Annotated in this window: 12 protein-coding genes and 1 pseudogene; all 13 read right to left on the bottom strand. The window is 59.9% G+C overall.

The features are described from left to right. Nucleotides 1–106: 106 nt before the first annotated feature. Entirely contained in the window at nucleotides 107–1147 is a 1041-nt protein-coding gene (locus OKA04_RS21440) for a glycosyltransferase family 4 protein (protein ID WP_264503269.1), read from the bottom strand. A 101-nt stretch (nucleotides 1148–1248) separates the two neighbouring features. Continuing rightward, nucleotides 1249–2772: a lipopolysaccharide biosynthesis protein gene (locus tag OKA04_RS21435; RefSeq protein WP_264503268.1), complete on the bottom strand. Its 1524-nt coding sequence runs from the start codon at nucleotides 2770–2772 to the stop codon at nucleotides 1249–1251. A gap of 39 nt (nucleotides 2773–2811) precedes the next feature. Further along, a complete protein-coding gene (locus OKA04_RS21430) occupies nucleotides 2812–3780 on the bottom strand; it encodes an SDR family NAD(P)-dependent oxidoreductase (protein ID WP_264503267.1) in 969 nt (322 codons plus the stop codon). A 132-nt stretch (nucleotides 3781–3912) separates the two neighbouring features. Then, a pseudogene (locus OKA04_RS24690) lies at nucleotides 3913–4046 on the bottom strand (NAD-dependent epimerase/dehydratase family protein); the annotation flags it as partial. Between the two features lie 937 nt (nucleotides 4047–4983). Beyond that, nucleotides 4984–7185: a polysaccharide biosynthesis tyrosine autokinase gene (locus tag OKA04_RS21425; RefSeq protein ID WP_264503266.1), complete on the bottom strand. Its 2202-nt coding sequence runs from the start codon at nucleotides 7183–7185 to the stop codon at nucleotides 4984–4986. Between the two features lie 188 nt (nucleotides 7186–7373). Beyond that, nucleotides 7374–8201, bottom strand: coding sequence for a polysaccharide biosynthesis/export family protein (locus OKA04_RS21420; RefSeq protein ID WP_264503265.1), 828 nt, complete (start codon nucleotides 8199–8201; stop codon nucleotides 7374–7376). Nucleotides 8202–8379: 178 nt separating this feature from the next. After that, nucleotides 8380–9654, bottom strand: coding sequence for a TonB-dependent receptor (locus OKA04_RS21415; protein WP_264503264.1), 1275 nt, complete (start codon nucleotides 9652–9654; stop codon nucleotides 8380–8382). A 190-nt stretch (nucleotides 9655–9844) separates the two neighbouring features. Continuing rightward, entirely contained in the window at nucleotides 9845–11581 is a 1737-nt protein-coding gene (locus OKA04_RS21410; RefSeq protein WP_264503263.1) for a tetratricopeptide repeat protein, read from the bottom strand. Nucleotides 11582–11705: 124 nt separating this feature from the next. After that, complete coding sequence (locus OKA04_RS21405) at nucleotides 11706–12389, bottom strand: hypothetical protein (RefSeq protein ID WP_264503262.1); 684 nt, start codon at nucleotides 12387–12389, stop codon at nucleotides 11706–11708. Further along, the gene (locus tag OKA04_RS21400; protein ID WP_264503261.1) at nucleotides 12386–13303 is read right to left on the bottom strand and encodes an exosortase/archaeosortase family protein; all 918 of its coding nucleotides are present in this window, start codon (nucleotides 13301–13303) and stop codon (nucleotides 12386–12388) included. The genes OKA04_RS21405 and OKA04_RS21400 overlap by 4 nt, the downstream gene beginning before the upstream one ends. Before the next feature lie 34 nt (nucleotides 13304–13337). Further along, nucleotides 13338–15311 (bottom strand): hypothetical protein, encoded by a 1974-nt coding sequence (locus OKA04_RS21395; protein ID WP_264503260.1) that lies wholly within the window; start codon nucleotides 15309–15311, stop codon nucleotides 13338–13340. A 394-nt stretch (nucleotides 15312–15705) separates the two neighbouring features. After that, entirely contained in the window at nucleotides 15706–17565 is a 1860-nt protein-coding gene (locus tag OKA04_RS21390) for a chloride channel protein (protein WP_264503259.1), read from the bottom strand. Next, nucleotides 17555–18895, bottom strand: coding sequence for an amylo-alpha-1,6-glucosidase (locus OKA04_RS21385; RefSeq protein ID WP_264503258.1), 1341 nt, complete (start codon nucleotides 18893–18895; stop codon nucleotides 17555–17557). Before OKA04_RS21385 ends, OKA04_RS21390 begins: the two co-directional genes overlap by 11 nt. Nucleotides 18896–18898: the final 3 nt, after the last annotated feature.

The raw sequence follows: 18898 nt of genomic DNA, 5'->3' as shown, positions 1-18898 counted from the left end.
CCGGGTCGAAGGGATGCGATATCTCGAGGAGGACGTTGGCGGAGGCCGGAAGATGTGGGGAGCCCGTAGCCGGGGAGCGACGTGCAATCAAGCGGAACCGGTGATTTCAATTGGCATTGCCCTTCTCCACCAATTCCTGGATCACACGGACGTAAGCCCTTGCCATCCCGTGGGCAGAGAAACGCTCTTCGACACCGCGGCGGCATGTCATGCGGCTGACCGAAGGGATACGATTCACCAGGCCCGCCAAAGCCTCTTCGTCATCTCCAAGAAAGCCATTTTCCCCGTTTGTGATAATCTCCGGAGTTGATGCACATCGCGTGGCAATCACCGGTGTGCCGCAAACCAACGACTCTACCACGACGTTCGCAAAGGGCTCAGGCCAGCGAATGGGGAAGATCGTGGCAAATGCTCCTCCGAGCAGCGATTGCTTGGCCGCGTCGCCCACGGGGCCCAGCCATTCGACATCTTCTCCCAGATGAGGCCGGATCTCCTTTTCGAAGAATTCGGCGTCTCCCGCCTCATCTCCGATATTGCCTCCTATTTTCAGCTTCAAGCCAGCCTGCCTCGCCACCCGGATTGCGGTGTCGGCACCCTTGTTGTGAGTGATGCGGCCCAAGAATGCAAGATAGCGGGGCTCGCTGCAGGCCGGATGGAATTTGAATTTCTCCAGGTCGGTCGAATTGTAGATCACATCCCAGCCCGCGGTCGACTTGAGATGCTTTATCTGATCGAGGCTCACTCCGATCAGCCGGAGGTTCGAGGAACGCCTGGCCAACAACCAGTCGATTTGAGACTGGGGAACCGGATTGCCAAACCTGCAGACGAGCGGAATCTTAGATGCTAGGATCGGGGTCAGGTAGTCCAGCCTTCCGAAATTGAGAACCACGTCAGCGGTCAAGGCTTGCCGCATGCTCGTCATATGAAAGAGAAGGCGGCGGTGGATGCGGGAGATCTTCCCTGGTGCCGGCGAGTGATGAACAATCAGCTCGCCGCCGTTGAGTCTGGACCCTGGTCCGGCCATCAACACGACGTCATGGCCCAACTTGTGAAACTCGCTGCAGAGGTACGAGATGATCCGCTCGGCTCCTCCATATTGAGGAGGGGGGACGGCGATCTTGGGGTCGGCAATGACGAGAATCTTCAACAGGTTATGAATTTGAGTTCAAGGATATGCTAACAGGATGAGGAGGCCCGGAGGGTCGCCCTGTGGATTCACCGGGCTTTGACCGCTGGCGCGGATGTCTTTCAACCCTTCCTCCGGAAGGTTCGCACTATCGACCGCAAGTACTGATTCTCCTCGGGCAGGAGTTTCCAGATGAGCAAGCAGTAGACCGTCAGCACGACAACCACGCCTCCCGACAGGAAAATGGCTCCGGACGAGAGCTTCAACATCGAGAACGCCGTGCCCGCGCTGCCAGTGAGGAGAACTACCAGCCCAATGCGCGACCAGAAACCGACCGTGGGCCACAGCTGCGACGAGGACAAGGCCCGCCGCAGGCTGTAGGGAATGATCCACACGCTCGTGAGGAGACATGCTGCTAGGATTCCCAGCCCGAAGAAGTCCGGACCGAAGGACTTCACTGCCACGTGTGCCAGGACGATTGCGAGCAAACCGCACGCCAGATCGCTGAGTGCGGCCACCTTGTGGCGGTTGATTCCCGTCAGTGCGAAGCGGAAGACGTTGAGAACGGATCCCATCGCCGCGTAAATGAGCACGCTTGCGAGCATCTGCGGGGAAGTGGTGATCTTGCCGTGAGTCCAGAGGTCGATCAGTGCCGGTGAAAGCAACAGGTAGCCGCAACCCAATAGTCCCAGGATAACAATGGTATTGCGGAGGAACCGTGTCACCGTGGTGGCGATCCACTCGACCTCGCCCCGGGCGATGGCCTCGCCATAACCTGCCTGGAGATTGGAACTAAGGGAGGAGACGATCGCGAGCGGAGTGTTGATCAGTGTCAGGGGGATCGTGAAAAAGGGGACGAACTGCGGGCCCGCCATCGAACTGATGGCCATTACGGGTGCGGTGCCCCATAACACGCCGCCGATCTGCATCATGAAGCTCTTGGCTCCCACTCTCACTTGCTGTCTTATCTGGGCGGGGTCCCAGAGCGGCCCTTCCCTTGTGAAAGCCCATGAGTGCCGCTTCCAGCAATGCACGACAGCGACAATTCCAACAACCAGCGAAGCGGCCACGTTGGTAGCGAAGATCCACCCCAGTGGTGCCCCGGCAGCAGCCATTCCGATCGCTGTTGCGGTGCCTATCAGGCGTCCCGTACCTTGGTAGACTGCAGTAACATGCGCTTCCTGAAGTCCTACGAAGAGGTTGTAGATGGGAGAGAGCAGCAGGGTGAGAATCGTCGAGGCGCCGATGGACAGAGCCAGACCGGGAAACTCGCTGTGTCTGGGAAAGATCGAGGGCAGGTAGCCCGCTGAATGGGTGAAAGCGGCATAGGCAGCGACGACGACCAGCAGCACCGCCATGGCTGAGCAGACGGCCAGGCCGAAGCTGGTTCTGAGGATTGACTGGATCGTGCGCTTGTCCCCACGCCCGTGGGCTTGGGAGATCAAAAGCATCGAAGCCCAGGACAGACCGGCGTCGGAGAACATCAGGTATCCCGCGAAAGACAGGCCCGTCAGGAGGATTCCGTATCTTTCAGCGCCCAGCCACGTCAGGTAGAGCGGGACCGTTACCGCCGACAGGATAATTCCCGTCAACGCGAAGGCGTGGCTGATCGCGGTCGTCTTGATGGCGGTCCGGATACGGCTCATTGATCTGTCGTTGATTCTGGCGGGGAATCCGGTGGCGAATCACATCACGATGTCGTCCAGCCACGCGCCTTGCTCCGCGTGCCATGCGGCCGTCATGCGGAAGCCGTCCTGCCACGGAATCCGGGGCTTCCAGTCCAGCAGTCGCGCTGCCTTGGAGATATTGGCGGAGGTGTCCTGCATGTCTGCGGAAACAGCGGGTGCATGATTCACGACGGGGACCCTGCCGAAGTGTCCTCCGAGTTCTCTGATCATTTCGTTGATGCTGATCGGATCATTGCCTCCGCCAAGATTGATGATTTCATAGCCCACCGGTCGCAGCGCCGCCACCGTCCCACGGGCGATGTCGTCGATATAAGTGAAGTCGCGGGTTTGGTTCCCATCGCCATGGAGGGTAATCGGTTCGCCGCGGCGAATCCATTCACAGAACCGGAAGGGCGCCATGTCAGGCCTGCCGCCGGGACCGTAAACCGTGAAGTAGCGCAGTATCGTGACGTCCAGGCCGTGGAGATGATGCCAGACATAACATAGTGATTCCGCCGCAAGCTTGCTCGCGGCATAGGGGGAAATGGGGCGGGTGACAACGGCACTTTCGTCGAAGGGCATCGGCTGTCCCGCATAGAGCGATGACGTGGAGGCGATGACGAGTTTGCCCACTCCATTGCAGACCATTGATTCCAAGAGATTCAATGTGCCGGACGCGTTGGTGGCCACGTAGGCATGCGGGTCCTCAATGCTCGCGCGGACCCCCGCGCGTGCCGCGAGGTTCACCACGGCATCGTGGGACGCTCCCTTGAACAGGGCGTGCACTGCATCCCTGTCCTCCAAGTCCGTGTGGACGAAGCGAAAATTGGGGCGCGAGACGAGTCTGTCGAGACGATGCTCTTTGACGCGCAGGTCGTAATAGTCATTCAGATTGTCGACCCCGACCACCTGATGGCCGTCGTCGAGCAATAACTCTGCAGTACGTGCGCCGATGAAGCCGGCGGTTCCGGTGAGTAGGATATTCATGAAAGGGGGAAACCTGCTGTTAATTCCATGCCGGCGAGGCACGGGAAGAAGGGAATCCGCGCCTTGGCGTCGGCTGGATTACTGCCCGCCATCGGCCTCGCCGCCACCCTAGAAAGGGCTCTAGCGGCAACCTAGCAGTTGCTCCACGTTTTGCTCTCGACCAGTGTGAAAATTATCGAGGCTAAGGATTTATGTTCTTCGGCAGGCAAGCGTTCGCAGAGATAGTAGCCGAGGAAACCGGCTCCTCCGGTGACCAGAATGCGCATGGATTCGGGGCCGGGGAATCGAGGGGAAGCGGGAAAGAACAGGAGGCGGCGAGTGGAGATGCCTTCTAGCCATGGCAGCATGGAGTTATCCTCCTGGCAAATTTTCCTCTGAGAGGTGAATTGCACGCTGCCGCCTTTGGTCGATTCAGGGCTCTAGGCCTGAAAACCTTTGGTCGAGAATCTGGATGTAGCGGAATCGACGGGATCGAGCCTCGATCGATTGCAGAGAACCTGATGGGAAGTCTGCCTGATGCGCTCGAAATGCGTCAGGGATTGATGTGGGAAAAGTCAATGGGGTCGCTAGTCGTCGGGGGAGGACATTTGGCAGGAGGCGGCGTGTTGGATGAGCTTGGATGCTGCTCAAGCGAGGCCAAAGAGGGGAGGAGTTCGTGGGCGAGATAATGCCAACTACGGAGGCTCCCGAGCCGTTCGAGAAGGAGAGGAGAAAGCTCCATTGCCGATGCGTTTGCCGCAGCGCGGTCAAGGAGTTGCTGCCCGGCGTCCATGCCAGGCTGCAAATTTTCGCGGACGAAGCCGTGTATCAAGCACCGAACTGATAACTCGGCTTGGTAAAATGTGCGCCGATCGTTTGGCAACACAACAATCTGGACACCCCGCATCCGCTGAAGGAAGCGCAATCCGATGGAGGAACTGGCCTTGCTCAATCCCGACTGCTCTACGATGTCGCCGAAACTCAAAGGTGTGTGGGAGAGAAACAGGAGGTGATAGATCATTGCGACTGAGCGGGGTAACCCCACCGTATCCGCCATTCGGCAGAAGTATGCTCCCAGCAACTCCCGGGTCTGGATCTCTGCTGTGTGGGAGTGCGCGGACATGGAAGATGGATAACAACTCCATGCCTTTGGTTCAAGAATTTCCGAACTTTGCAAACTATTTGTTGCCGCGTATTTCGATGGGCAAAAAGCGAGCTGCCATTCTAGCGCCGTTTGCGACGGTTCCCGCGCTTCGGCAAATCTTTCTCATCCTCATCGTCGGCACCATAGGACCCGTAGCTGCCGTAGCCGTAACGGTAGGCTCGACCGTAGCGTGAAGTACGGTAGTAGCCGTAGGAGTAGTTTTCGCCAATCAGACGGCGCTTTTCTTTGAAGCCGTTGAAGACGATACCGCTGAGCGTGGTTCCATCTTCTCGCAGAACGTCGAGGACGCGACGGACAGCCCCCTTCGGCGTATATTCGGCGCGGGCGACGAGACAGACGTTGTGGGCCAAAGGCGCGACGATGCGGGTGTCCGGGACTGCTAGTAAAGGCGCCGTGTCGAGAACGACCACATCATATTCTTGGCATGCTCGGGCGAGGATTGCCTTGAGACGTCCGGTATCAAGCAGTTCACCAGGATTGGGTGCTCGGCGGCCTGACAAGATCAGGTGAAAGTTCTCCTGGCCGGTGTTGCGAATGATGACCTTTTCAAACGGAGCTATCCCGGCGAGACATTCGGTGATGCCGCCGTTCTCCTGCTCACGCTGCATACCAAACATCTTATGGACAGACGGCTTGCGAAGATCGAGATCGATGAGAAGTGTTTTACGGCCTTGACCTGCTGCGGCCAAGGCGTAATTGGTGGACGTGGAGGTCTTGCCTTCCCCTGGAAGTGCGCTGGAGAACAGGGTGATCTTGCGACGGGCCTCCTCGCCAAGCAGGGTCACCGATGCACGCAGTACGCGATACATCTCAGCATAGCTCGTGGATGATACCCCTGGACGGAAGATGATGCGCTCATCCCAGTTCTCGTGGAAGTCTTCGTTTTTGGCCGCATCCGGGTGCCTCTTCAGATATTGTTTCTCTGCAGCAGCGAGATGATGGGGGCGGATATCCGAAACCGCTGCGAGAACGGTCTCGCCGGTGTCACTGACGATCTGCGCAACTGTATGGTATTTGTTGTCGAGGCGGACCAACAGCAAAGCAATCAAAAGGCCGCCAGCCAGACCTCCGGCAATTCCGCTGGTATGTACCTTTCGTGCCATTGGAGCTGAAGAGAAGCCGGGCACCCGAGCGGCACTGCTGATCTCGGTGCTGGATTCTTCTGACTCTTGGTTGACCGATGCCTCTTTTTGCTGGGCGATCATCGTCTCGTAGACCTTGTTCAGGGAGTCAGTCTCGCTCTGAAGAACATTGGCGCGCGATATGAGAAGCTGTCGCGCAGTGCGCAGATACTCGGCAGGCGACGCTTCGCGATCAGGCAAAGTGTCGGATACCGAATCCCAGTAAACCCGGTCACTCGGAGACTTTCTTGCGACCTCAAATTCACCGAGAAAGTTCTCCTTGAGTCGCTCAAGCTCGCCATTTGCCGTAATCATCTTTGGATGCCGCCGAAGGTACTTTCGCTGCAAACCAGTGACTTCAATTTCCTTCGCATCAAGCGCCTGCTGGACTTGGAGTGTTCGCGCATAGGTAGCCAATGCGCCTCGCGCGGCCTGAAGGCCTTCGCGAGCTTCGTCCATTCCCTTTCCAAGAAGATCGATCGAATTGCTACGACCTGTAGTCCGCGCGGCAGCAACTTCCTTGAGATATTCGTCGGCAATGGCATCGGCCAAGGCTTTGGACACCTCGGGAACCGGGTGCGTAACGGCAACGTCCATGAGCCGCGTCATCCGGCGGATGGAAACAGTGGTCCAGCGAGAGATCAATCCCCCCAGAGCGGCAGGAGGAGGGACTACCGATTGTTCAGGAGTCGCGGAACTTTCATCCACTTTCTCCTTCATCCAGTCTGGGCGCCAATCGACCACGGGAGGGATCAGTCCTGGAAGGCTGCGGACATCTTCGCGCGATGCCACCCGCTCCATCAAATCCAACCGGCGAATGCGCTCGGCTACCGTGTTCATGGCCTCCTGCGTACGCAGGTCGATCTCGTCCACCTGATCACGCGCCATCACACTCGAAGTCTGCTGTTTCACCAGCAGTGTGGTCGTTGCCGAGTACTGCTTCGGGGCCTTTGACAGGTAGTAAGAGGCCCCCAGATATCCGAGAACCAGTCCAAGGACGATCCAGTACCAACGCCCGACAAGGTCGAGCGCGAGCCGCTTCATCTTATCTCCGGATTCCTGGCGCTTTGGATCCTCGCCGTGAGGATCCTCGTCGAATTCATCGAAATGCGCGGACGGAAAGGTAGGCAAACGAGACATGAAAAAATGAAGTTTCCCGTGGGGAGGGGCGAGCGATCCATGCCCTTCTCAGGATTGTTACGCAAGCCTAGAAGATTCAGGGATGAGAGAACAAAGACTTAGGAACTACGGCTGTGACAATTGCGTTTCGCAACCTTGGCAGAACTTCCGCTTGCCCCATCGTGAGGTGCGGATTCTTCACATGAGGCTCACCACATGCGCTCGGTAACGGTGACAATGTCGTCTGGGAGCAGAAAGTAGGGCTTCTCTCCTCTGTCCGTCATTTCCTTCACGTTGAGGCTAGTGACCTTCCCCTTGCGGTTGACGTTCACCTTCTTCTCATTCGCCAACTCGGTATACCCGCCGGCCCCGGCGATCGCGGAGACAATGTCGAGGCGACCATCGAGAGGGAAAGCCACTGGACCTGCCTTGCGCACCTGCCCAAGCACTTTGACCGACTTGTTCACGTAAGGACTCTGATCGACACGGACCCGATCACCTGGATAGAGAGGCACCATTCCGCCTCCCTGAAGCGAGGCGGACGAATGGGTGGATTGCTTGCCATCGGCACGGGTTACAACGATCCCATTCAGATCCGCTTCAGGACTCAGGCCGCCCGCGGCAGCCAAGGCGGCAGAGAGATCGTATTTCCGATTCTGCGGGAGGGCGAATTCGCCGGGAGAGCGGACAGATCCGATGACGGAAACGAAATCCTTCGAGTATTCTTCAACGGTCAGCGTCACCTTGGGATCCACCAGATACTCTTCGCTAATGTAGAGTTCGCGGATTCGCTTGTTCGCTTCCGAAACCGTGAGACCTGCAACAGGAACGTCCCCGATAAGAGGCAAAGCTATGCTTCCCGACCTCATCACGCGAGTATTGGCATCCAAATCCGGCTCTTCGAAGACCGACATGCGGATCAAATCATCCTGCTTCAGGACTGGATCATCCTCCGCTCCGGTCGAAACAGCCGCTGCTGCCACCGTGAAGAAGATCGACACCAGAGTTTTCCAGCGAGTGAGGAGGGGAAAGTTCATGGCGAGGCGGTTCTAGACGATCGGCAAAAAGAAACAAGTGAGGAAGGCGGGTTTCTCCCCCGGCCAAAAGCCCGGATCATGCCAATTCTCCCGCCAATGGCCACTTGGCCGATTTGCTCGATAGTTAATGATCCACCTTATGCGCCCGACGCTCCCAAATCACGCAACTTATTCAGGATTAAAAACCCGAACTGAGGCTGACTCCGATTTGATACCCATCGTCATTCCCATTTCCACCTTCCATCTCCTCACGCCAGTCGAAGAATGTGGACGCTCTAGCCCGCTGGCCGAACACCGGCATCCCAACTGACGCTTTGAAAATGAGGAAATCACCAACACCATTGCCAACGGCACCGCCAGTCACGCTCACCTGATCATTGGCCTCATAGCCGATCCCGAGGGCCAGATTGGCCCGCCGGATCCGACGATGGTAGTCGAGATTGACCGATGACGTCTCACGGTAGTTTCCTGCGGTCGCTCCGTCTGCCGTGGTGCCCTGATACACCGATAGGTTCATGCCCCAAAGCTGGGATGCCTGATAATTCAAGCCAATGCGCGTGGAAAATGCGGTGTCATCGCCACCGCCAGAACCCGCGTAATCGACGAAGTCCATCCCGAAGGTGCTGTCCAAGGAGATCTTGCGAGCGAGTTGATACTGGAGTCTCAGGATCGGCCCCACCGTTTCGCGGTCCACCTGGTTGTCGCCGCTCTCCCAGGACCATCCGACGCCGGGACCCACCCGTATCAGCGGTGTGGCTTGCCACATGGCCGACAAATCAAAGGTGGTTGCCTGCGTGCCGCCGAAGCTATTGCCGACGGCGGAAACGACGTCGCCCGGATCTGTCCATCTGTAGCTGAAACGAGCGTCGAAGGAAGTCTTCGCACTCCACTTGTAGGACGCGGAAAACGCCGTGTTATAATTCACGGTCTCCGAATACCCGCCGTAGTTGCGATTGTTCCCGGCCGTCAAGCTGGTGCCAAATGAGCCCTTCAGATCGAGGCGGCTCGGGCTGTAGCCAAAATTCACTCCGAGATTGTAGCCCAATCCCCCGAGATCCGAATTGTCCAAATAGCTGGCATAGCTCAAGCCACCGCTAGCACCCAAGCTCCAGAGGCCACCTTCAGCCCGATAGGTGAATGTAGGACCAACCGTGAAAATCAGGTCGCTCTCATTCTTCGATCCGCCGAGGCCGGAGTCCACGTTCGAATCGAACACGGCAGAAGCGGTAAGCCCGAGCTTGAAGCCGCGCAGCATTTCCCCGCCCGGTGGCAGACTGAGCCCGGTTCCTTGGGGGAAACCGTCCGATGGCGCCGCCACAGGTGCGGAAATCGGAGCGCTTTCCGTCACGATTTCGCTTTCTGTCGCAACCTGATCGTCGATGGCGGTTTCGAAATCTTGAGCTGTCGCGCTGGCGATCAGAAAGAGCCCGGGTGGGAGAAAGAAGCGTTTCATCAAAAAATTGAGGGAGCGGGAGAACAGAGAGGCTTGCGAATCGGATCAGGCCAGCATCCAGCCAACTTCAAAAAGCGTCAGGCAAGGCAAATGGCAGCTTTTCGCTAATTCGGACAAAAAAGGACTCCGCATGTTCATGATTTTTAAAGAATCCGACACCGTTGGGACTATTTTTGAAATTTGAGAGCGATCACTTCAAGGGAGGCGCGGACATCATCGTGTTGAGTTCGCTCAGCACTTTCTTTTCAGAAGGCAGGAGGTCGTCCCAAGGAAAGTCCTCGAAGAAGACGAGAGCCTCTTCCCTGTTGCCTCTCCCTTGAAGGGCCAATCCACGTATCGCTCGGTAGGATGGATTGGCCGCAAACCAGTCGATCTCCTTGTTTGTCAGGGATTCAGCTTTCGCCGATTCGCCAAGGAGGAGATGCGCGAGAGCGAGGGTGCAGGCGGCGGGCAGGGCATCCGGAAATTGCGTGTGGATCGGTTCGAGATCCGCAACGACCGTCTCCGGTGTCATCCTGCCCAGAAGACACGCCAGATAGTCGTGCTGCACGATGACGACCGGATTTCCCGGCTCCAGCGACCGATAGGTGGCAAGTACTTCGAACAACTCGGTTTCCTTTTTCTCCTCAGCCAATCCCTCGATCAGGCTTTTGAGAGAGCTGGCCAACGGCAGTGGTCCCGGACCTCGGCGGATGGCCTCCAGCCAGGACCGCTGAGCGAGAGCCTGCAATCCACGTTTCTCGGCCTGGCGGGCAAGCTCGATCAGGGCCTTGCCTGAATTCGCCTCCTTCGCTGCCCGCAATGCCGCTTCGGCAGCACTGTCTGGGGCTTTCGCATCCTGGCGATTTTCCGCAGCGAAAGCTGTCTCACATTGGACCCAGGCCATCGAAGTCCCCGATGGGGGTGAAGCGAGCACCTCGGCATATCGGTCAAATTGCTTGAGCTCCTCCAAAGCACGAAGGCGGAGCTGAAATGACTCTTCATTCCCGGTACTGCCGAGCTTTCCCAGCAATCCGTCAGCCTCCGGATAGCGCCCGACCTGAAGACACCAGCGGGCGGTCTCGAGAGGATGCGACTCACCATGCCTGGCAAATGCCGAGGTGAAGATTTCGTCGGCGCTCTCGGGCTCTGCTGCCATCTGGCAGCGGATGAGCCGGAACTCCATCTCCACTCCTGATGTCGGACCGTCACTTTTTTGCATCCACTGCTGAAAGGCCCGGTGAAGATCAGGCCGAAGTGCCTTCTGGGGCACATCATCAAGCAAGGCAACGACCTCCGAATCGGATGGCAGTTGAGGAAGGCTGCTCACCAACTCCCGCTGGAAAGTATCGTATGCTTGGTCGGTCCCAATCGAGACGAGGACTTTCATCCGCCGAGATGCCAGATCCGGTGGAAGCGGTGACTTCAGGGAGTCAAGAGTAGCCAGAGCTTCACCCGACATGCCATCCCACAGCATCCGATCAATCAGCGGAGCGACGAACCGGGGATCCGCATGAACTTCGGGCTCCAGACCCGACCAGCTCACTTGAAGAATCCATGCGGGAACGTTTTCGCGCACGATATTCCAGGCGAAGAGCCGTTCATCCGCAGCGGCCGTCTTATCCATCAGCAGTGAAAGGGCGACCTCGATGCGGCGAGGATCCCCAAGCGCCTCGGTGGCCCGGAGCAGAAGCGGGATCGCCTCCTTGCGGCCGGCATCGCGGCGAAGCACGGCGAGCGCAAGTTCACGGACTTCCGCGTGATTGCCGGCTTGGTCGGCCTTGACCGCATCCGCAAACCGGCGGTCATCCTGCCAGCCACGATAAAAGCCGATGGCCGGCTTCCCGGCGACAAAAGCAATGCCAGCAACGACCGTGGTCACCGTGAGGAACCTCCAGAACGGATGCAGGTCCGCCCATCGGTCGTGGCATTTCTCGACGAAGCTCATGAACCTCGAAATTCTGGACGTCCAAAACAGTTCCGACAAGCGCCGGTGGCCATCGGCTCCAAAGTCGTGATTCGAACGGGCGAAAAACTGAACTCAGGAAAACGGGAAGCCGATCGAAGACACATCATTTCGATGGAGCTTCCTGCCACTTCAGGTTTCCCAGCACCGCGGTGGAAAACCGATGCCAGGCCAACTGCTCCGATGGGACACCCACCACCGCTCCCATCACGACGCGGGTATGCCTAGGCTTGAACCGGGTGGCGGCCGAGGAGAGCCTGAGCCTCCGAAGTTGGGTGCCGGAGGAGCCCCATACGATCCCGTTTCTGAGATCGGGCGATTCCAAGCCCTCTACCCAGACGCACTTGAAAACGTGGACGGAAACCCCTCCGCCGAGCGGGCGGAAAAGGGTGGAGTCGAATACCAGCGTGTTCCCCGAACTAACGAACCGCCGTGCATCGTAGGCTTTCTCGAGCTTCATCCCGATACCTCCCATGCATTGGTCAGGCATGTGCTTGAATGCCTCCATTGTATTGCCAGTGCTTGTATTGTCCCAAGCAAACCATGCCACCCTCACATCAGGGCGGTCCTTTTCGGCGATGTCTGCGATCAATCCCCTACTGCACTGAAGTGCGGGGCGTACTTTCCGGAACTCATCATCATCAAACTGCCAACCCTGATCATGAGGAGGACTGAATTCGAGCACAGGTTCGTGAGCCTCCCGCTGCTTGGGATTCATCCACCATCTGGAGACCAGTTCCGCCCCGACGAGAGGTAGCAGGACCAAGATAATCTTCAGGGTCACTTTCATGCCGCACTCCCTCCTACCGAGCGACGGACGAGACGTCGCCCTTGTTTCCCTGAATCAAGAAAGCGGGAGATGATCAGGAGGATCGAGGAGCCTGCGACGAAAGCAGCGAGGCCCGCCAGATCATGCGCCCGGTCGAAGGCATCGCTGCCGTGCTCGAAGCGGATCCACGCGAGCGAGGACGCACGTAGCACATTGAGCGTCCAGGCAATCACGATCCCCGCCGCGACCATCAGAAGACGGCCACCAAGCCGCAGCGTCATCCATTCCCCGAAGAAAAGAGCCGCCATCAGGAAGCTCTGTGCGGACTTGATCCCGCTGCAGCCCTCCGTCACACGGACCACATCCCCCATCCTGCCGATTTGATCCCCGATCGCTTGGACGGGCTGGCCGCTCCATTCCAACAGTCGAACCGAGGTGAAAATCACGCTGTCGGTAAGATTCGAGACCACCAGTCGCTCGACTTCCGAAGGAAGAGGGATCGCGCTCGCGGCGAAAACGACGATTGGGACGAACCGGCTGACGATGACCTTGCCGCCAATACGATGAAGGGCGAAAAACGTGAGCCCGATGACCACGCTGGCTTGAATCCACAGCGGTAGCGTCCAGCGGGGATCGACGCGATTGATCACGCGAAGGACCGTCAGCGCGGCGAAAAGAAGGACCAGACCCGGCACGACCAGCGAGACCGGCAATGGCTTCGGCCGGGCATTCCACCAGAGATGCCGCAGCCGGAAGCAGAAGAAGGCCGCCAGCGGCGGGACGTACCAGCCATAGGCATAGTAGTCCCCATGGAGCCACCCGTAGGTGCAAGCGACGTAGAGCTGCAACCACGCCCCGGAAACCAGCACGAGCCAAGGCAGGACGGCGCGTCCACCCTGCTCCCCGACAATCTCCGGATTCACACTGCAGGACATCAAGGTGCGTCCGGAGATGCTGCTCAGCGGCCCATCATGCTGGCGTCAGGCCGGTCGTGGCTGCCGATTCCGAAGCCGGCTGGATCTCCCCGGTCGGAGGCGCCACGGCCTGGGTCGAGGCATTCCGGCCCGGGATCAGGTTTTCCGGCTCCAAGGCGGGCTGCCAGCGCTGGACCTCAAGACCCAGTTCGCGGGCGAGGCTCTCGAAGGCTTGCCACTTCTCCTCGGAGATCACGCTGGAGGTCACCATGATCGACGTCGCTCCCGTTTGCTTCACCACGGTGGGCAGATGCTCCAGCGAACCGAGGATCGGGAAGCCCCGCAGGCGACGGCCGCGCAGGCTTTCGTTGTCGTCGATGAATCCGATAAAGTGATAATCCATCCAGCTATCCGGAGGAGTCAGGCGGAGGTGGCAGACGAAAAGTTCACCGAGGTCGCCCGCACCGTAGATGATCACGCCCTTCTTCGAACTCCTGCTCCGGAGGCGGCGCTTGCGATGCATGGTGTCGATCACGCTCTCCTGAAGGAGGAAGCCGACGCTGCGCGGCGCGAACAAGGCCGTGGCACCCATGCAGAGCGCGATGCAATGGACCGCAAGGTCATGGAAGCTGAAGTCCGACTGCGACATCCCCAGCAGGGTGAAGCTGATGCCGGCCCCGCAGAAGAGCCAGGTGGTGCACTCGGCGAAGTCATGGGCGGAGGCCCGCGTCCAGCGGCGGGCGTGCGCCTTGGCGAATCCCATCGCGGCAACCGTGCAGCCTGTGAAAATCGAAGCGCTCGAGACCGCGTCGATCCAGTCGATCGGCATTCTGGAGGCCTTCGACAAGATCCACCAACCCGCGAAGAATGAACCGGCAAGGGCGGCGGCGTCGTAGCACAGGTAGCACAGCATCATCATCCGGCTCGACCGGGGCTTCCGGATCAGGGCGCGCAATCCGCGACCGCTTTCCAGGAACTCGACCGGAGCGATGTAGCGCAGGCCTACAAGGCCGATGATCACGATGCCGACCACCGAGAGCGTCAGGAAATTCGCGCCACCGAGGATGGGCAGAAGCGCGATCAGGGAGATCACGGCGGCGAAAGCATAGATCGCGACCACTGCCTGGCGCTGGGTCAGCCCCCAATTCAGCAGCCGGTGATGTAGGTGGTCCCGGTCCGGACCGAAAATCTTGATGGTGGCCTGACCCGGACGGGAAACCGCAATCCGGCGCGCACCGCGGCGCCACACGGCCAAGCCCACATCCAGCAGGGGGATGCCACCCACCAGCAGCGGCATGAGCAAGCCCGCCACCACTGCGTGCTTTCCGACGGTCTCCGTGCCGACCGAAGCGAGGAAGAAGCCCACGAGCATCGACCCCGTGTCACCGAGGAAAATGCGGGCGGGATGGAAATTGTAACGGAGGAAGCCCAGCAGGGCGACCACCATGATCGAGATCAGGAAGGCATTTTCCGGACGATCCCCCACCGCGGCGAGCGCGGCCAAAATCAGGAGCGCGATGGTTCCAAGACCACCGCACAGGCCATCCATCCCGTCGATGAGATTGAAGGCATTGATCAGCGCGACGGTCCAGAACACATGGATGCCCAGATCAACGAACCACGGGATCTGGAAGCCCATAAAAAGTCCCGCCGAAGACGGATTGTGGCTGAACATCACCGCCGAAGCGAGGATCTGCACGCCCAGCTTCACCCACGCCGAGATGCCGTAGCGGTCATCCGCAATGCCGGTCACCACCAGGATGGTCGAGCCTGCCAGGAAATGCATCATCCACTTCCCACCCAGAATGCCCGCGTGGCCCTTCGCATGGAGCAGGACCATCCCGATCAACATCGTGAGGAAGACCGCGATGCCCCCGGCACGCGGGATCAGTTTCGTGTGGATACGACGCTCGTCCGGCACATCGATCAATCCCAGCTTCGGGCCGAGGTAGATCATGAGGCGCGTGAATCCGAGTGACACTGGCAGCAGCAGTGCCAAGGTCAGCCAAGACCAGGTTGTTTCTGACATGAGGAGGGAAGTGGGTCGCGATTCGACATTGCTGCCGCTTCGGCAGTCGGATCTCAGAGAAGCATTTGGAGAGCCTAAGTGAGACCTTTCTGCTGGGACGCGGTGCTACGTATTAACTGCACTAAAATGCCGCAAGGCTTAATCCCGGCCATTACGTGATCATGGTGCGAAAAATTCGTAATCCTTTCTGGATTAACCGAATTTCCCCCTTTTGGACTGCCTGACACCTCCGCCACCGAGGCCCTGCCATAAGGGGCAAACCTGCGGCAACCCGCACCGGATTATCTCCCTTTTTAATACTACGATAGTTCGGCGGACCCGGCGCTTGCGTCGCCGGGAGGCCGGTAATGGCCATGTCTGCCTTTCATCGGTGGCAGCAATTCACCGTCGCCATTCACCCCTCCGCCTCGTTCTGCCGGCGGACGATGTCATTCAGCGTGAGCCAACCGAGGAGCTTGCGTGGGTCGGCAGAGCTGACGACGGGGACTTGCCGGTGGCCGCGGTCGACCATCTGCCGGGCAGCGTCGCGGATGGGTGTCTCGGGGAATACCGTCAGCAGCCGCTCCCGGGAGGCGATGTCTCCCACGGTTTCATCTTCACCCGCTCTGGCCAGATCTTCGCGGAGGACCACCCCGGCCAGCAGCCCGTCGCCATTGAGCACCGGGTAGGCGCGGAAGGAGCGCTGCTCGCCGGAGCTCCTGAGCAGGGCGGCGCAGGCGGACTCGCTTTCCCTCAGGGAAAAGACCTCATAGCTCATGATGGCCTGCACCGGGAGCTTCCGATAGTCCTGCATCCCGCGATACGCAGGGAGCTTCCGCAGGATGATGTGGTCCTGCAGCAGCAGGCTATCATAGATGCCGACGGGCTGGAGGCGGCGGGCGATCTGCCACGCGATCATGTTCCCCGCCATCAGCGGCAGGATCAGGGAGTAGTTCCCCGTCATCTCGAAAATGATGATCAGCGAGGTGAAGGGACAGCGCACCACCGCGGCAAACATCGCCCCCATCCCCAGCAGCACGCAGCCTCCCACCGCCTGCGAGTCCGGCGGCAGGGCGGGAATCCAGTGGCCAGCATGCTGGCTGCTCACCAGCCCCATCCCGACCAGCCCGCCCAGCATGCCGCCGAGGAAAAGCGTGGGCGAAAACAACCCGCCCGAACCTCCGCTGGAATACGCCACCAGCACCGCGAGGAATTTCCCCACCAGCAGCACCCCGATCACCCCGACCGCGAGGTGCCCGTCAAATGCCGCCACCAGGCTATCGTAGCCGATGCTGAAAACCGAATGGCGGGCATCCCCCATTCCCTGCGTGAGGAACCACGCCGCCAGCGCCACGGCACCACATGCCAGGCCACCCCACGCCGGGGCCAGCCACGGGGCCGTGCCCCGGCCGCGGAACCACATCCTCAAGGTCAGGATTCCGCGAACGAAGCCATGCCCCACGAGCCCGGTCGCAATTCCCAGTGGCACAGCCACCAGCATCCAGGGAGATGTCTGGAAATCCTCCGACAGGCGGACCGGCAGCACCGGGTCCTCCCCCAGGATCGAGCGGGAGATGGCAGCGGCGATGACCACCGACACGACAATGCCGCCGAGCGACTTCATCGAAAAATTGTCGAGCAACTCCTCGAAGACGAAGGTCAACGCGGAGAGCGGGGCATTGAAAGCTGCCGCAATCCCCGCGGCCATCCCCACCGGCAGCATCGCCTGGACCCGCACCGGATCGCGAAAGGCCCACCGGCCGATCCGCGAGGCGATGGCCGCACTGAAATGCACCGTGGGACCCTCACGGCCGAGGCTATTGCCGAGCCCCACGTAGATCATCCCCAGCAAGAAGCGGAAGACTCCGGTCCGCGTGGATATCTTCCCGCCGTGATTGTAGTAGGCCGCCTTCGTCTGCGGGATGCCGCTCCCGGCGGTTTCCGGAGCGAGGAACTTCACCACCAGCCCCACCGCGAGGCCGGCCAGTGTCGGAGCCCCGAGCAGGATCGCACAAAATCGCCCCGTGCTTCCCGCGGAGGCCCAGCCCCACAGCCACTCGAAAAGCCCGTGGATGGCCAGGTGAAATCCCACGGCGGCGAGTCCGCAGAGCGACCCGACGACAATGCAAAGCACCAGGAAGCGATGTCCGTCGCTGAAGCGGCTCCGCAGCCAACCCGCCAACCTGCTGCCGCCTTCCGCCCCGGGTTCAAGGGAAAGCGTGGCGGCAGGCAGATCGCCGATGGATGCCGCGGGAGCGGTGGCTTCAGATGGCATGCGAGATATCTGACGGCAGCGCCTCGAGGTCATGGCAGGCGCGGATGAAGCCGGCCGCGCTCCAGGCCTGGCGGGCCTTACCCATCGGCCGACCGGTCACACCATGGTGCCACTCGTTGAATTCCCAGGGGAATGACATGCCGAGCTGGCAGGTCCGCGCGAGCTTCACCAGCTCCCGCTGGGCCAGCTCGTCAAAGCCAAGCCGGTGGATGAAGCGCACCCACATCGAACCGATGAAGGGCCAGATGCCGCCATTGTGATAGTGGTTCGGCAGGTTCAGCAGGTTCACCGTGTAGTAGGATCGCCACTCGGGATCGCCGGCCTGCACCGGCGGATAGAGGTTTTTCACCGGACCCGGATCATTCACCCCGCAGCCCCACAGGAAGCGGAAGGTCATCAGCGCCCGCTCGTGATCCAGCAGGCCGGTGAGGAAGGCCAACAGGTTCCCGCACACGTCGCACCGCCAGCTATAGCTGAAGGGCGAGACCTGCGCGACCAGGTAGCGGGCATCTCCCAGCTCGTACTGGGTGTCGGTGAAGGTGTGGCCCGGACCGCCCTCGCCGTCCGTATCCGCCCGCGTGGTCGGCCAGAAGGTGCTGAGGAATTTCGTCCTGACAAAGGCCGCGTGCTTGCGGTAGTCCGCCGCCCTCTCCTCCTCGCCGAGATGGTGAAGCAGCCGCGAGTAGCAGTCGAGGCTCCGGTACCACAGCACCTCGTCGTAGAGGACGTGATAGCTGAATCCGAAGAGATCCGCCCAATCGCTCGCCTCGGGGATTTCCAGCAAGCCGCAGTTGTTCGAGTCATGGGCTGCCAGCCAATCCATCGCCTTTTGCAGGCGCGCGGCATGGCGGGATGCCAGGCTCCAGTCCTGCCTCGCCTCGCACAGGTGGACGAGTCCGACGATCACCCACATCACGCTGTCGATGCTCGCGATGCCCCCCACACCGGCGTATTCGGGCAGGCCCGTGTCGATGTTCACGTTCGCGGGGATCTGCCCGTTCGCCGCCTGATGGGAGAGCAGCGTCTCAAAGGTATCCACCTGCGCTTTCCGGATGTCCTCATCCTCCAGATCCACCGTCCACAGCGCGGTGATCGCCCCATCCCGCGCCCATACCGAGCGGTAGTTCGCATCGGTGCCATAGACGGTATTGTCCTCCAGCGAGCAAGCGCTGAAGCCCTTTGGCGTGATGTTCTTCCGGACCGTCTCGATCGCCCGCAGGTAGCCCTCCGCGAGCAGGCTGCGCTCGTCCCCGCTCAGCGCCCGGTATTCCTCCGGGCGGAAAAGGATGCGCGGCGATGGTGATGGTGATGGTGATGTCGTCTCTTCCATCGG

It is taken from the genome of Luteolibacter flavescens, assembly GCF_025950085.1.
In the GTDB taxonomy this organism is placed as follows: domain Bacteria; phylum Verrucomicrobiota; class Verrucomicrobiia; order Verrucomicrobiales; family Akkermansiaceae; genus Haloferula; species Haloferula flavescens.
Note: the sequence above shows the minus strand (reverse complement) of the source record. Positions and strands in the feature narration are given on the sequence as shown.

Coding starts and splice junctions, on each gene's coding strand:
- OKA04_RS21435 (WP_264503268.1), bottom strand. CDS start 2,772: ATGAGCCGTATCCGGACCGCCATCAAGACGACCGCGATCAGCCACGCC.
- OKA04_RS21430 (WP_264503267.1), bottom strand. CDS start 3,780: ATGAATATCCTACTCACCGGAACCGCCGGCTTCATCGGCGCACGTACT.
- OKA04_RS21425 (WP_264503266.1), bottom strand. CDS start 7,185: ATGTCTCGTTTGCCTACCTTTCCGTCCGCGCATTTCGATGAATTCGAC.
- OKA04_RS21420 (WP_264503265.1), bottom strand. CDS start 8,201: ATGAACTTTCCCCTCCTCACTCGCTGGAAAACTCTGGTGTCGATCTTC.
- OKA04_RS21415 (WP_264503264.1), bottom strand. CDS start 9,654: ATGAAACGCTTCTTTCTCCCACCCGGGCTCTTTCTGATCGCCAGCGCG.
- OKA04_RS21410 (WP_264503263.1), bottom strand. CDS start 11,581: ATGAGCTTCGTCGAGAAATGCCACGACCGATGGGCGGACCTGCATCCG.
- OKA04_RS21405 (WP_264503262.1), bottom strand. CDS start 12,389: ATGAAAGTGACCCTGAAGATTATCTTGGTCCTGCTACCTCTCGTCGGG.
- OKA04_RS21400 (WP_264503261.1), bottom strand. CDS start 13,303: ATGTCCTGCAGTGTGAATCCGGAGATTGTCGGGGAGCAGGGTGGACGC.
- OKA04_RS21395 (WP_264503260.1), bottom strand. CDS start 15,311: ATGTCAGAAACAACCTGGTCTTGGCTGACCTTGGCACTGCTGCTGCCA.
- OKA04_RS21390 (WP_264503259.1), bottom strand. CDS start 17,565: ATGCCATCTGAAGCCACCGCTCCCGCGGCATCCATCGGCGATCTGCCT.
- OKA04_RS21385 (WP_264503258.1), bottom strand. CDS start 18,895: ATGGAAGAGACGACATCACCATCACCATCACCATCGCCGCGCATCCTT.